15 protein-coding genes are annotated in these 12,545 nt (G+C 63.0%); 6 read left to right on the top strand and 9 right to left on the bottom strand.

Translation table 11 applies throughout. From position 1 onward, the window contains the following. Positions 1-60: 60 nt before the first annotated feature. Genes P0M12_RS21115 through P0M12_RS21105 form a run of 3 tightly spaced genes read left to right on the top strand, consistent with a single transcriptional unit; the run spans position 61 to position 2,290 of the window. Complete coding sequence (locus P0M12_RS21115) at positions 61-861, top strand: crotonase/enoyl-CoA hydratase family protein (protein ID WP_003942035.1); 801 nt, start codon at positions 61-63, stop codon at positions 859-861. Further along, positions 858-1,718 (top strand): EamA family transporter, encoded by an 861-nt coding sequence (locus P0M12_RS21110; RefSeq protein ID WP_058227497.1) that lies wholly within the window; start codon positions 858-860, stop codon positions 1,716-1,718. The genes P0M12_RS21115 and P0M12_RS21110 overlap by 4 nt, the downstream gene beginning before the upstream one ends. A gap of 44 nt (positions 1,719-1,762) precedes the next feature. Continuing rightward, entirely contained in the window at positions 1,763-2,290 is a 528-nt protein-coding gene (locus P0M12_RS21105; RefSeq protein WP_003941993.1) for a gamma carbonic anhydrase family protein, read from the top strand. Positions 2,291-2,330: 40 nt separating this feature from the next. On the opposite strand, the gene P0M12_RS21100 is transcribed toward P0M12_RS21105, so the two are convergent. The 7 genes from P0M12_RS21100 to P0M12_RS21070 form a co-directional block, all read right to left on the bottom strand. Then, positions 2,331-3,317: a pirin family protein gene (locus P0M12_RS21100; RefSeq protein ID WP_039972959.1), complete on the bottom strand. Its 987-nt coding sequence runs from the start codon at positions 3,315-3,317 to the stop codon at positions 2,331-2,333. A gap of 20 nt (positions 3,318-3,337) precedes the next feature. Further along, on the bottom strand, positions 3,338-3,811 hold the full coding sequence (locus P0M12_RS21095) for a MarR family transcriptional regulator (protein ID WP_042453108.1): 474 nt from the start codon (positions 3,809-3,811) through the stop codon (positions 3,338-3,340). Beyond that, the gene (locus tag P0M12_RS21090; protein WP_007728412.1) at positions 3,798-4,892 is read right to left on the bottom strand and encodes an LLM class flavin-dependent oxidoreductase; all 1,095 of its coding nucleotides are present in this window, start codon (positions 4,890-4,892) and stop codon (positions 3,798-3,800) included. The genes P0M12_RS21095 and P0M12_RS21090 overlap by 14 nt, the downstream gene beginning before the upstream one ends. Before the next feature lie 147 nt (positions 4,893-5,039). Then, positions 5,040-6,572 carry a DHA2 family efflux MFS transporter permease subunit gene (locus tag P0M12_RS21085; RefSeq protein WP_058227496.1) on the bottom strand — a complete coding sequence of 511 codons (1,533 nt, stop codon included), beginning with the start codon at positions 6,570-6,572 and terminating at the stop codon, positions 5,040-5,042. Next, the gene (locus P0M12_RS21080; protein WP_003941890.1) at positions 6,569-7,039 is read right to left on the bottom strand and encodes a MarR family winged helix-turn-helix transcriptional regulator; all 471 of its coding nucleotides are present in this window, start codon (positions 7,037-7,039) and stop codon (positions 6,569-6,571) included. The genes P0M12_RS21085 and P0M12_RS21080 overlap by 4 nt, the downstream gene beginning before the upstream one ends. Before the next feature lie 89 nt (positions 7,040-7,128). Then, positions 7,129-8,094, bottom strand: coding sequence for an NADPH:quinone oxidoreductase family protein (locus tag P0M12_RS21075; RefSeq protein WP_003941986.1), 966 nt, complete (start codon positions 8,092-8,094; stop codon positions 7,129-7,131). A gap of 79 nt (positions 8,095-8,173) precedes the next feature. Beyond that, positions 8,174-8,830, bottom strand: coding sequence for a TetR/AcrR family transcriptional regulator (locus tag P0M12_RS21070; RefSeq protein WP_039972951.1), 657 nt, complete (start codon positions 8,828-8,830; stop codon positions 8,174-8,176). A gap of 65 nt (positions 8,831-8,895) precedes the next feature. On the opposite strand from P0M12_RS21070, the gene P0M12_RS21065 reads away from it, so the two are divergent. Both P0M12_RS21065 and P0M12_RS21060 read left to right on the top strand, forming a co-directional pair. Continuing rightward, on the top strand, positions 8,896-9,885 hold the full coding sequence (locus tag P0M12_RS21065; protein WP_218679928.1) for an NAD(P)-dependent alcohol dehydrogenase: 990 nt from the start codon (positions 8,896-8,898) through the stop codon (positions 9,883-9,885). Positions 9,886-9,929: 44 nt separating this feature from the next. Beyond that, the gene (locus P0M12_RS21060; protein WP_218679927.1) at positions 9,930-10,688 is read left to right on the top strand and encodes an acyl-ACP thioesterase domain-containing protein; all 759 of its coding nucleotides are present in this window, start codon (positions 9,930-9,932) and stop codon (positions 10,686-10,688) included. Here the strand turns inward: P0M12_RS21060 and P0M12_RS21055 are convergent. Continuing rightward, on the bottom strand, positions 10,685-10,885 hold the full coding sequence (locus tag P0M12_RS21055) for a hypothetical protein (protein ID WP_003941897.1): 201 nt from the start codon (positions 10,883-10,885) through the stop codon (positions 10,685-10,687). The two genes, P0M12_RS21060 and P0M12_RS21055, sit on opposite strands and share 4 nt — an antisense overlap. 73 nt (positions 10,886-10,958) lie before the next feature. Here P0M12_RS21055 and P0M12_RS21050 point away from each other — a divergent pair, with 73 nt between their 5' ends. Further along, positions 10,959-11,456, top strand: a complete 498-nt coding sequence (locus P0M12_RS21050) for a histidine phosphatase family protein (RefSeq protein ID WP_007728426.1) — start codon at positions 10,959-10,961, stop codon at positions 11,454-11,456. Positions 11,457-11,469: 13 nt separating this feature from the next. Here the strand turns inward: P0M12_RS21050 and P0M12_RS21045 are convergent, their stop codons facing one another. Continuing rightward, entirely contained in the window at positions 11,470-12,477 is a 1,008-nt protein-coding gene (locus tag P0M12_RS21045; RefSeq protein WP_277376774.1) for an LLM class flavin-dependent oxidoreductase, read from the bottom strand. Positions 12,478-12,545: the final 68 nt, after the last annotated feature.

Here is a 12,545-nt window from a genome sequence, read left to right as displayed (position 1 = left end):
TATTGCGAAATCCTGTGGTGAGAGACTGAGTTCAACTGCCATCGACAACCAGGAGCACCCATGAGCGACGCCGTACTGATCTCGCGAACCGGCGATGTGGTCACGTGGACCCTCAATCGCCCGGACACCCGCAATGCGATCTCCGAGATCGACATGATCGAGGCCCTCGAAGACGCAGTCACCGCGGTCAACCGAGATCAGAGTGTGCGCACGGTCATTCTGACGGGGGCCGGATCGGCCTTCTCCTCCGGCGGCAACGTCAAGCACATGCGAGACAAGGAGGGCATGTTCGGTGGCGCACCCGGCGAGATCCGCCAGGGCTACCGGCACGGCATCCAACGCATCCCGCTCGCGCTGTACACGTGTGAGGTGCCGACCATCGCGGCGGTCAACGGCCCGGCCATCGGAGCGGGCTGCGACCTCTCACTCATGTGCGACCTCCGCATCGCCTCGACCGCCGCAGTCTTCGCCGAGAGTTTCGTCAAGGTAGGACTCATCCCCGGCGACGGCGGAGCGTGGCTGCTCCCGCGCGCGATCGGCAACGCCCGCGCGGCCGAGATGGCGTTCACCGGTGAACCGATCGATGCTGCGAGAGCACTCGACTGGGGTCTGGTCTCGCAGGTGACCGAGCCCGAGGAATTGCTTTCCGCTGCGCACGCTTTGGCGGCTCGAGTAGCCGCCAATCCCCCGCAGGTACTCCGCATGACCAAAAAGCTCCTCCGCGAGGGCCAGCACCAGAGCCTCGAGAGCTTGCTCGAACTCTCCGCCGCCATGCAGTCGATCGCCCACCACACCCGAGATCACCACGAAGCCGTCGCCGCGATGCTCGAGCGTCGAAGTCCCGAGTTCACCGGAGAATGAAGGCCGGCAGTCAGCTACTGCCGGTCGGAGCAGTCCTCACGTCGATACTGTCGCTCCAGTTCGGCGCGGCATTCGCGACGACATTGTTCTCGCAGATCGGACCGGCCGGAGCCACGACGCTGCGGCTGACGATCGCCGCGATCATCCTCGGCGTCATCGTCCGCCCGCGATGGAGCAGATGGTCGAACCGGCAGCGCAAAGGCATCTTCGCACTGGGCATCGCCCTCGCCGTGATGAACGGCGCCTTCTACCTCGCCCTCGACACGGTGCCCATCGGAACGGCCGTCACCATCGAGTTCCTCGGACCGCTCACCCTGGCCGCAATTCTGTCTCGTCGGTGGGCCGACGGAGCATGGGTGCTGCTCGCCTTCGGCGGAGTGTTGCTGCTCGGGTTAAGCGATCACGGCGAATCCGGTTTGGACCCGATCGGGGTGATGTTCGCGTTGATCGCCGCTACTGCGTGGGCCGGATACATCGTGGCCGGTTCCCACCTGGCCGCGACGCTCCCGAGCGCCGACGGGTTGGCAGGCGCAAGCATCGTCGCGGCCGTATTGACGCTGCCCTTCGGCGTCGTCTCGGGAGGAAGTGAACTACTGGATCCGACGATGCTCGCCGCAGGCGCAGCCGTCGCCGTCCTCTCGTCCGTCATCCCGTACAGCTTGGAAATGTGGGCGCTGCGCTCTCTCGCCAAGAAAGTCTTTGCCGTCCTCATCGCCCTCGAACCCGCAGCGGCCGCACTGGCCGGAGTCCTCGTGATCGGGCAAACGCTCGACGCATTCACACTCGTGGCCATCGCACTGGTGGTGACCGCGGGTGTCGGCACTGTCGTCATGAATCGAAAACCCACAGCGAAGTAGTCCAGGTACCGTCAGAGCACGTCATTCCAACGCACAGGAGAACCATGACCAACCCGATCATCGCCACCGTTCTCGGTAACACCCCGCAGATCGACGAAAGTGCGTTCATCGCACCCAACGCCACCGTTGTCGGCGCGGTGACCATCGCTGCGGGAGCCAGCATCTGGTACGGCGCGGTTATCCGCGGCGACGCAGAATCGATCTCCATCGGCGCTGACACGAACATTCAGGACAACTGCACCGTGCACGCCGACCCGACGTTCCCCGCAGTGCTGGGCGAACGAATCTCGGTCGGCCACAACGCAGTGCTGCACGGGTGCACCGTCGAAGACGACGTTCTCGTCGGCATGGGTGCCGTGGTGCTCAACGGCGCACACATCGGCTCGGGGTCACTGATTGCAGCCGGCGCCGTCGTGTCTCAGGGGATGCAAATCCCACCTGGATCACTGGTCGCCGGCGTGCCCGCCAAGGTCAAACGTGAACTCTCCGAAGGCGAAAAGGCCGGTATCACCGCCAACGGCGCCGGCTACATCATGCTCGCGAAGGCTCACCAGGACATCGAACAAGCCTGATCGAAACGGCGCTCGCGGCCGGTAGCAGCAAGAGCAACGACTAGCCTCGGGGCCGCAACGTACTGTTCGGCAACTCGGGTGCCGGGAGCGCCGGACCGTCGTATCCCGGCACGACGCCGAAACGCCGGTCCGGGACGCTGCCGTCGAATCCGGAGGCAAGCTCGGCCTGCCACTTGCGTCGATACTCGACGATCTCTTCGTGTGTACGGCCCATGAAGTTCCACCACATGATGACCTGCTCGCCCAACGGTTTCCCGCCGAGAAGTAGCAGTCGAGCCGGTTCGGATCCCGGATTGCGCAAAGTCAGTTTTCCGAAACCCGGTGCTTGATAACCCAACTCGGCCCAGCCGACAGTGGTACCACGCAGAACAACCGATCCTTGATCGACGATCACGCCGTGCTCATGTGAACGATCGACATCGAGGGCGATCTCGGCCCCAGGATCGAGAATCACCTCGGCACCGAGTAATTCGGTGAAGGTAGACACCGGAGACGTTTCACCGGCGAGCGAACCGAGGAACACACTGAGCGTGACACCATCGGTGGTCACCGGCTCCGGTCGATAGTGAACGAACGCGGGTGCGGTATCGCGCGCCGCATCCGGCAGCGCCACCCACAACTGCATCCCGTGCAGAACCTTCGTATTCGGCGTCGACACCTCGGAGTGCGCGATCCCACTCCCGGCCGTCATCAGATTCAGTTCACCCGGCCGCACCATCGCATGGGAACCGATGCTGTCACGGTGCTCGATCTCTCCGGTGAACAGCCAACTCACCGTCTGCAAACCGGTATGCGGATGCGGCGGCACATGCATGCCCGGTCCTGAGCCGACGTCATCCGGACCGTAATGATCTGCAAAACACCATCCCCCGATCAGCGAACGCTCGCGTTGCGGGAGGGTGCGTCGCACTCGCATGGCCCGCGGGCCACCGAGCGGTACGTCGCGCGGGGTGAGGATCTGAATCTCGCTCTCCGCCGGATGGCCTTCGCATTCCTGCTCGACGGGCTGCGCTTCGAGGTTACTCATATCGTCCATCCTGCCTCCAGTCATGACTGCGCGAGACGCAGACGCGTGCACAATTCGGCCAACAGTCGAAGTTCATCCGCGTCCAGGGCCGGTCCGACGTGGCGGCGGATGCTCGCGGCATGACGGCGACCCACTGATTTCTGCAGCGCTGCACCCGTTTCGGTGAGTTGCACGATCGTCCCGCGGCGATCCTGTGGATCAACACTTCTCGTTACCAGACCTTCGCCCTCCAACCGTTCCACCAGGCGACTGAGCGAAGGCTGGCTCAGCAATATCTCCCGATTCAGGTCATGCAGGCGAAGGGAACTACTCGGCGCAAGACTCAGCGTGAACAGCACGTCGTACTCGCGCATCGACACCTGATCCCAGACGTCGTCGGCAGAGAGCCGCCGCAGCACCGACACCTGGGCGCGAAACAAGGCTTCCCAGGCGTCGGTGGCGAGTTCGGTGGTGCTGACCGGAACCTCAGGCGGTTGCTCGTCAGGCAGTGACACTGCTTGCCTCACGAGCCGCCTTCATCGACGCGTGAGTGGGCGGGTTGTCCGGCACATGTGCTGGCCGCCTGGCCGCGAACTCACGGCGCAGAACCGGAACAACTTCCTCACCGAGCAGATCGAGCTGCTCGAGCACCGTCTTCAGCGGCAGCCCGGCGTGATCCATCAGGAACAGCTGGCGCTGGTAGTCGCCGAAGAAATCGGCAAACGCCAACGTCTTCTCGATGACCTGCTCAGGGGAACCGACGGTCAGCGGCGTCTGCTCGGTGAACTCTTCGAGTGAGGGCCCGTGGCCGTACACCGGAGCATTGTCGAAATACGGACGGAATTCCTTGACCGCGTCCTGACTGTTCTTGCGCATGAAGACCTGACCACCGAGACCGACGATCGCCTGATCCGCGGACCCGTGGCCGTAATGCTCGTAACGCCGGCGGTAAAGATTGATCAGCTCGATGTAGTGCTCTTTCGGCCAGAAGATGTTGTTCGCGAAGAATCCGTCGCCGTGATACGCCGCGATCTCCGCGATCTCGGGGCTGCGGATCGAGCCGTGCCACACGAACGGCGCGACGCCGTCCAGCGGGCGCGGTGTGGACGTGAATCCCTGGAGTGGAGTGCGGTACTCCCCTTGCCAGTTCACGACCTCCTCGTCCCAGAGCCGGCGAAGAAGTTGATAGTTCTCGAGCGCCAACGGGATACCGGCGCGAATGTCCTTGCCGAACCACGGGTACACAGGCGCGGTGTTTCCGCGACCCATCATCAGATCGACGCGCCCCTCGGCGAGGTGTTGAAGCATCGCGTAATCCTCGGCGATCTTCACCGGGTCATTGGTGGTGATCAGCGTCGTGGACGTGGAGAGCGTGATCTTCTCGGTCTGGGCCGCGATGTATCCGAGCATCGTGGTCGGAGATGACGGCACGAACGGCTTGTTGTGATGCTCGCCGGTCGCGAAGACGTCGAGACCGACTTCCTCGGCGTGCTTGGCGATGGTCGTCATGGCCTTGATGCGCTCGTGCTCTGTCGGGGTCGCCCCCGTCGTGGGATCAGTGGTGACGTCACCGACCGTGAAGATTCCGAACTGCATGGTTGCTCCTCCGCGAACTAGATCCATGCGTTTGCATGTAACTGATCAAACATTCAACCATCCAGCTGTATTCCACGGCAAAAAGGTGAGGGCGGCACACAAGATGTGTGCCGCCCTCACCTGGACGAACGATCTACCGAAAAGCGGTCAGTGCATAACGATCGGCGTTGCCGTCTCGCCCTCGGCCACCGGCCTGGTGGTCTTGCTCCGCGGCAGGAAGAACGCCGGGATGAGGGTCAGGACGATCAGCACAGTGGCAACGAGGAAGGTGTTACCGAAGGCATCCGACGCCGCACTGAGAATCGAATTCGCAGCAGACTCCTCCGGACTTCCCGGTTCGGTCGGAATGTGCGAGGCCGCACCGACCATCGTCGTGTCGAGGCCACGATCGAGAAGCTGGTTGGTCAAGACCACCGACATCACGGCGGTACCGATCGAACCTGCGGTCTGCTGAACGATGTTCATCAGGGTGGAGCCGCGAGCAATCTGCTCGTTGGAGAGCGTCACGATAGCTGCGGTCATCAGCGGCATCATGGTGCAACCCATACCGAGGCCCATGACGAACAAGGCACCCATCAGCAGCCACGTCGGGGAATCCGAGGCAACCTGTGTGAACACACCCAAGCCGATCAGAATCAACGGCAAACCGGTCAGGACGATCTTGCCCGGGCCGATCTTGTCGACCAGTCGACCAGCGATCGGCATGGTGACCATAGCGCCGAGACCCTGCGGAGCCATCAACAATCCGGCAGCGAGCGTGGTGTGACCGCCGACCTGGATGAAGTAGCTCGGGAACAGCAACCCGGCGCCCATGAAGGCGACGATGAACAGCGACGTCGTGATGACGGCGGTGGTCAACTGACGGTTCTTGAACAGGTGCAGGTCGATCAGCGGGTGATCCTTGTTGAGCGCGTGGAACACGAAGGCGATGATCAGCGCCAGACCGATACCGGCCGACACCAGAACCCGAGCCGACGCAACCGTTCCCACCTCAGGGATGGACGACACACCGAACAGGAACAGCGCCAGGCCGGGCGACAGCAGGATCATGCCGAGGAAGTCGAAGGACTCCGAAGGCTTCGCCTTGTCGGACGGCAGAATGATGAATGCTGCTGCCAACGCGATGATGCCGATCGGCAGGTTGATCAGGAAGATCCAGTGCCAGCTCGCGGCCTCGATCAGCCAACCACCGAGGATCGGGCCACCGATGGGGCCGAGCAGCATCGGGATTCCGAGAACTGCCATGACGCGACCGACGCGGTCCGGACCGGCGGCCCGGGTCATGATGGTCATACCGAGCGGCATCAACATGCCGCCGCCGAGGCCCTGGAGCACACGGAAGCCGATGAGCGAGGTGATGTCCCACGCCATCGCACAGGCGACCGAACCGAGCACGAACAGCACCAGGGCCGTCATGTAGAGGCGCTTGGTGCCGAAACGGTCGGCAGCCCAACCGGTAACCGGAATGACCGTCGCCAAAGCGAGGGTGTAGGCCGTCATCGTCCACGCGACGGTGGCGTACGAAGTTTCGAAGTCCTCGGCAAAGGTGGTGAGCGCGACGCTCACCACGGTTACGTCGAGAATCGACATGATGGCGCCGAGCACCACCACGGAAGCGATCTTGAGGACCGCCCCGTCAAGTTTGTCGGACGCCGGTGCCGGCGCGTTCGGCGATGTCATCGCGAAGTCTCCTGGTTAAGTGCTCGCAGATAGTCACCCGCGAGAATGGGCTTGAGAGCCTCGAACAAACGAATCCGCTCTGGCTCAGGAACACGCGACGCGAATTCGCGAAGCTGGCCGCGCTTGCACTCGATGTGGTTGGTCGTCACCTTACGACCGGCCTCCGACAAGGAAACCCGCTTGACGCGTCGGTCCCGCTCGTCTTCACGGCGATCGACCAGACCCATGTTCACGAGCTGATCGATGTTCCGCCCCGTAGCTGCCACCGAGAGCCGAAGCTCGTCGGCAACCTCGTTGATCGGGATCGCCGCATCACGTTGTGCAAGTACGAACAGCACACGCACCTGAGAGAACGAGAGATCCAGTTCGATCAACGCATCGATCGACTCCGAATCACCGGCGCTCATCAGGCGAGTGAACAACTCGTCGAGTGCTCCATACAGGTCATCAGAATCGGAAGCGATCACCTGGCAAATGGTAGTGCGGTTGCAACTATTGTCCAAATGAAAACATGTTGCAACTTATTATTTGGTGACCACCATCACGTTGCGAAGAATCATTCCTGCAGCAAGATGGCCTTTCCGAGAACTTTGCCGCTTTCGAGATCAGCCAGGGCAACTGCTGCGTCGGCAAGCGGATACCGTGCCTTGACCAGCGGACGCAAGCCGTTTCGGACGTGTTCTACCAGCGATGCGTGTACCTCGGCTACCGCCTCGGGATTGGTACGCGTGAACTCACCCCATGCCGCGCCGACAATGCTGATATTGCGAAACAGCACCCGGTTCACCTTTACCTCGGGAATACCGCCGCCGGCGAATCCGATCACCACGAGTCGTCCTTCGGGTGCCAGAACCCGGACCGCGTCGTCGAACGCATCGCCGCCCACCGGATCCACCACGATCTGAGCGCCGACGCCGTCGGTCAGTTCCCGAATCCGCTCTCCCCATCCCGGAGCCAGCGCGACCACCTCGTCGGCACCGAGCTCACGCAAGAAGTCATCGACGCCCTCGCGTCGTACCACGGCGATCACCCGGGCACCGTGCGCCTTGGCCAGCTGGATGGTTGCCGTTCCGACTCCGCCTGCAGCGCCGAGCACGACGACAGTCTCCCCCGCGACGATCTTCGCGCGACGAGCGAGCGCGAACTCCATCGTCTGATAGTTGATGATCAGCGAGGCCGCCTCGTCGAAGGCGAGTCCGTCCGGAATTCGGAGTACCTGCGCCGGGTTGACGGCAATCCGCTCTGCATACCCACCCAGATACGCGGCCGCGAGAACACGATCGCCCGGAGCGAAACCCGACCCTTCCGGCGCGGAGACCACGACGCCCGAGATCTCCGCGCCGGGAATGAACGGCGGTTCCGGGCGGATCTGATACTTGCCGTAGGTGATGAGCAGGTCCGGAAAGCAGACGCCACTTGCCTTCACATCGATGAGAACAAGACCTTCGGCTGCGGGCTCGGGAACCTCCTGCGCGACAATTCCTTCGGGACCGGACAGTTCCGTAACCACCATGGCGCGCACAGAAAGCTCCTCTTCGGGACATCTGAAGTCTGGACCGGTAACCCGGTTTTCTCGACTTTAACCCGGTACTCACGTCAGATCATCGTTCGCTCCCGATGTGCAGACGTTCGAGTCCGTCGAGAATCAGATCGAGACCGAAAGCGAATTCGGCGGCGTAGCTGTATCCCGGAGCAAGGACGTGCTTGGTGGTCAACTCGGCCAGGTGCGGATACTGACCGCTCTCGAACGAGCCCATGATCGCCTTCGCCAGTTCCGTCGTTTCCTGCGCTGTTTCGAACGGCAAGCTCACTTCTTGCAGCACGAAGCCGTAGATGTACGCATCCATGATCGAAAAGGCATGCGCAGCAAGGGCGACGGGAAAGTCGGCGGCGCGTAGCGTTCCGATGACGGCATCGTGGTGGCGCAGGGTCGCGGGACCAGGCGTCGTTCGGGACTCCATCAACGGAGTTGCCCACGGGTGCCTCCCCAACACTTCCCTTGTCGATACCGCTCGCACGTGAAGTTCCGTGCGCCACGGGCGTCCCGGCGTCGGCAGATCGATCTCCGCGAAGACCGCATCGACCATTCCGTCGAGCAGATCCCCTTTGTCCGAAACATGGTTGTACAGAGACATCGCTTCGACGCCCAGTTCGGTGCCCAGCTTCCGCATGGTCATCGAATCGATTCCGACGGAATCGGCAAGCGCGACAGCAGCGTGTACGACGTCGTCTCGGGTCAATCTTGCGCGCTTCTCCACGTTGACAGAACTTACACCGTAAGTGCAATACTTACGCTGTAAGTATTCGACGAACGGAGACTCGCATGCCGAAGGAACTGATGACCGCCGTCGTACAGGATCGCTACGGCGAGGCCGACGTTCTCTACCTCGACCACATTCCGCGCCCCACTGTCGCCGACAACGAAGTGCTGATACGCGTCGAGGCCGCGTCCGTCGACCGCGGGGCATGGCATCTCATGGCCGGACTGCCATATCCGTTGCGCCTCGCGGGTTTCGGGCTGCGCAGACCTAGGAACCGGGTACGCGGACTGGACGTATCCGGCCGAGTCGAGGCCGTCGGCAGTTCGGTGACCCGCGTGGCAGTCGGCCAGGAGGTATACGGGATCGCGGTCGGTTCGTTCGCGGAGTACGCACGCGCACTCGAGACGAAGATTGCCGCAAAACCTGCCCGGTTGTCGTTCGCACAAGCAGCAGCGGTGCCGGTCTCCGCCCTCACAGCGTTGCAAGCCGTGCGCGACCACGGCCGCGTGCAGGCGGGCCAATCCGTCCTCGTACTCGGCGCATCCGGTGGCGTCGGGATCTACGCGGTGCAGGTGGCAAAAGCCATGGGCGCTCACGTCACCGGCGTGTGCAGCACCTCGAAAACCGATACCGTCCGCTCCATCGGTGCCGACGAGGTTCTCGACTACCGCGTCGACGACGCCACCGACGGATCGCATCGGTACGACGTCATCATCGACACCGGCGGCAACCGCCGACTGCGAGATCTTCGACGGGCGCTCACACGCACCGGAACGCTGGTGATCGTCGGCGGCGAGAACGGCGGACGGTGGCTCGGCGGAACCGATCGCCAAATACGCGCACAGTGCTTGTCTCCGTTCATATCTCAGAAAATGGGCACCTTCATCGCTTCGGAGAACGCCGACGATCTGGAGGTCCTGACGCAGATGATCGACGCAGGTGACATCACCCCGGTGATCGACTCCGTTCATCCCCTTGCCGACACCGCCGTCGCCGTGGCACGAATGGTCGACGGCTCCGGCTGCGGAAAGCAGATAATCGCCACTCGCTGAAAAGCCTGACAGAATCGGCTCACTCCAGCGAACAGGAATCTCACGTGAACCCAGATCTCACGCTCGCGCAACAGCCGGACCGAGGACCGATCTTCGTCAAGTCCCGCCCGGTCCGCACCGGCGACATCGACGTCGCCAAGCAGGTCAGGCTCGACGCCGTCGCCCGCTACCTGCAGGACATCGGCAACGACAACATCGAGGCCGCGGGAGCCATCGACACCCATCCGCTCTGGATAGTGCGTCGTACGGTCGTCGACGTCGTACGCCCGGCGATCTGGCCGGAAGAGTTGACGATGACTCGCTGGTGCTCCGGCTTCTCCACGAGATGGGCGAACATGCGTGTGCGCTTCGACGGCAGCAACGGCGCGCTGATGGAAACCGAAGGCTTCTGGATCAACATCAGCGCCGAGTCGGGCATGCCCACGCGGATGAGTGACGACTTCATGCGGCCACTGGAGGAATCCACCGACGAGCATCGCCTGAAGTGGAAGCGGGTACTCGCCGAGAACGCACCGGAGGCGGACGACGCCGGTGTTCTGGACACGCCGTTCGCTCTGCGCGCCACGGATATCGACCCGTTCGACCACGTCAACAACGCCGTCTACTGGCAGGCAGTCGAAGAGGTCCTCAGCGCTCGCACCGAGCTACGGACAGTTCCGCATCGAGCACTGATCGAGTACCTCTCCCCCATCGTCTCCAGCGACGACGTCGTCCTGCGCAGCCGCGTCGACGACAAGACCGTCACGGTCTGGTTCCTGGTCGGCGAAGCGCTCCGCGCAGTTGCGCAGGTGAACGCCCTCTAACGCAGTTTCTGGGTCGCGACAGCCGCGACACCGAACACCAACGCAAGAAGAATCGCGGCCCAGAAACCGAAGAGCCACCACACCACGCCGAACACGACCACTGCCGGGGCAACGGTGATGAAAGCGATGGTGGGGCTTTCGCGCACCACCTCGAGTGCAGTTCGGGCATTAGTTCGATCGAGCTTCTTACCGGCCATCGAAAACCTCCTTCAAGGTCCTGACCATCCAGAGTAACCGGACTGACGGGCACAAAGCGGATACCGTGAACGCATGGCCGACCACCGCACCCTCGTCCTCATGCGACACGGCAAGTCCAGCTACCCCGAGGGCATCCGTGATCACGAGCGTCCGCTCGCCGAACGGGGCCTGCGCGAAGCCCGCATCGGCGGCGAATGGATCCGCGAAAACGTCCCGCCCGTCGACGCCGTTCTGTGCTCCACCTCCCGGCGGACCGTCGAAACCCTTGCCTCGACGGGAATCGAAGCTCCCGCCGGGTTCGAGAAGTCCATCTACGGCGGCTCACCCGCAGACGTCATTGCAGCTGCGCGAACCACGTCCGACCACGTCAAGACGCTCCTGATCGTCGGACACGAACCCGGAATTCCCTGGACTGCACTCGATCTCGCATCGAACGAAAACTCCGAAGCGGCGCAACGTATCCGCGACAAGTTCCCGACTTCGGCGATCGCCGTCCTCTCCGTACCGGTGCCGTGGACCGAACTCGACGACTCCGTCGCCACTCTGCTCGAGTTTCACGTGCCTCGTTAGATCAACCACACTGCTAAACCACCTCACGCAGTAGGCGGTCCGAAAGTGCAAGCGCGTCACGGTCGTACGTCGACGTGGACGCCAGCAATTCGTCGGCACCGGTTCGCTCGGCCAGATCGTGAAGCTGCTGCTTCACCTCGACGGGCGTCCCGTGCAGCGCCGAAGCCGTGAACGACTCGATGCGCCTGGCGTTTCGATCACTGCGCGGGGCGCGCCTGATCTCGTCCGGCGACACGAGCGGCGGAAACTCCCCTGTCCGTGACGATTCAGCGAGCGCGTACGCCTCCGGGATCAGCAACTCACGCGCCGCGTCGGTGGTATCGGCAACCGCCACTTCGAGTGAAACCACCACATAGGGTTCGGGATGAGCGTCGGTGGGCCGGAAGGCTCGGCGGTACTCGTCCAACGCATCCACCCGGTCGGTGCTACCGATTCCGAGTATCGGCCCGCCCACGACCACCGGAAACCCCAGCTGCGCTGCCACTTTCAAGCCTGTGCGCGTGGCGAGCACGAAGATCGGGACTCCAGTCTGCGACGCCGGCCGTGCCGTCACTGCCGCAGAACCCTCCAGGTAGCGCCTCACCTCTTCCAGATCCGACACAAACGTGTCCGGAGCGTCCTTGCCACGTCGTAGTGCCTGACGAACAGGCTCCGTGAATCCCAGCGATCGGCCGAGGCCGAGATCGATTCGCCCCGGGTACAGAGCCTCCAGCATCAGGAACTGCTCGGCGACGATCAGCGGTTGGTGATTCGGCAGCATGACCCCACCGCTGCCGAGTCTGATATCGCGCGTATGCGCGCCGATCGCGGCAAGCAGTACTGCCGGCGACCCGCTCCCGATCCCGGGCACCGCGTGATGCTCGGCCACCCAGAACCGGTGGTAGCCGAGAGCGTCGGCGTGCGCGGCACGTTCGACGGAATGCGTCAGAGCTGCGGAGTCGGGGTATCCGCTCCTGGTTCGGGATCGGTCGAGCAGTGAGAGAAGCACCCTCGGAGCAACAAGGAATTCGGAAAGTTTCATCCGGACGCCGAACGAGGACCGTTTCTGACCGCAATACCCGCAACACTGGACCTGTCGCCGGAATTCAC

The sequence above is a fragment of the Rhodococcus sp. RCBS9 genome (assembly GCF_029457415.1).
Taxonomy (GTDB): domain Bacteria; phylum Actinomycetota; class Actinomycetes; order Mycobacteriales; family Mycobacteriaceae; genus Rhodococcus_F; species Rhodococcus_F qingshengii.
Note: the sequence above shows the minus strand (reverse complement) of the source record. Positions and strands in the feature narration are given on the sequence as shown.

What these genes read in the sequence shown, in the direction of transcription:
- P0M12_RS21090 (WP_007728412.1), bottom strand. Translation starts at nt 4,892, where the DNA reads ATGCAGTTCGGAATCTTCACGGTCGGTGACGTCACCACTGATCCCACG.
- P0M12_RS21050 (WP_007728426.1), top strand. Translation starts at nt 10,959, where the DNA reads ATGGCCGACCACCGCACCCTCGTCCTCATGCGACACGGCAAGTCCAGC.
- P0M12_RS21085 (WP_058227496.1), bottom strand. Translation starts at nt 6,572, where the DNA reads ATGACATCGCCGAACGCGCCGGCACCGGCGTCCGACAAACTTGACGGG.
- P0M12_RS21100 (WP_039972959.1), bottom strand. Translation starts at nt 3,317, where the DNA reads ATGAGTAACCTCGAAGCGCAGCCCGTCGAGCAGGAATGCGAAGGCCAT.
- P0M12_RS21065 (WP_218679928.1), top strand. Translation starts at nt 8,896, where the DNA reads ATGCCGAAGGAACTGATGACCGCCGTCGTACAGGATCGCTACGGCGAG.
- P0M12_RS21045 (WP_277376774.1), bottom strand. Translation starts at nt 12,477, where the DNA reads ATGAAACTTTCCGAATTCCTTGTTGCTCCGAGGGTGCTTCTCTCACTG.
- P0M12_RS21115 (WP_003942035.1), top strand. Translation starts at nt 61, where the DNA reads ATGAGCGACGCCGTACTGATCTCGCGAACCGGCGATGTGGTCACGTGG.
- P0M12_RS21105 (WP_003941993.1), top strand. Translation starts at nt 1,763, where the DNA reads ATGACCAACCCGATCATCGCCACCGTTCTCGGTAACACCCCGCAGATC.
- P0M12_RS21055 (WP_003941897.1), bottom strand. Translation starts at nt 10,885, where the DNA reads ATGGCCGGTAAGAAGCTCGATCGAACTAATGCCCGAACTGCACTCGAG.
- P0M12_RS21110 (WP_058227497.1), top strand. Translation starts at nt 858, where the DNA reads ATGAAGGCCGGCAGTCAGCTACTGCCGGTCGGAGCAGTCCTCACGTCG.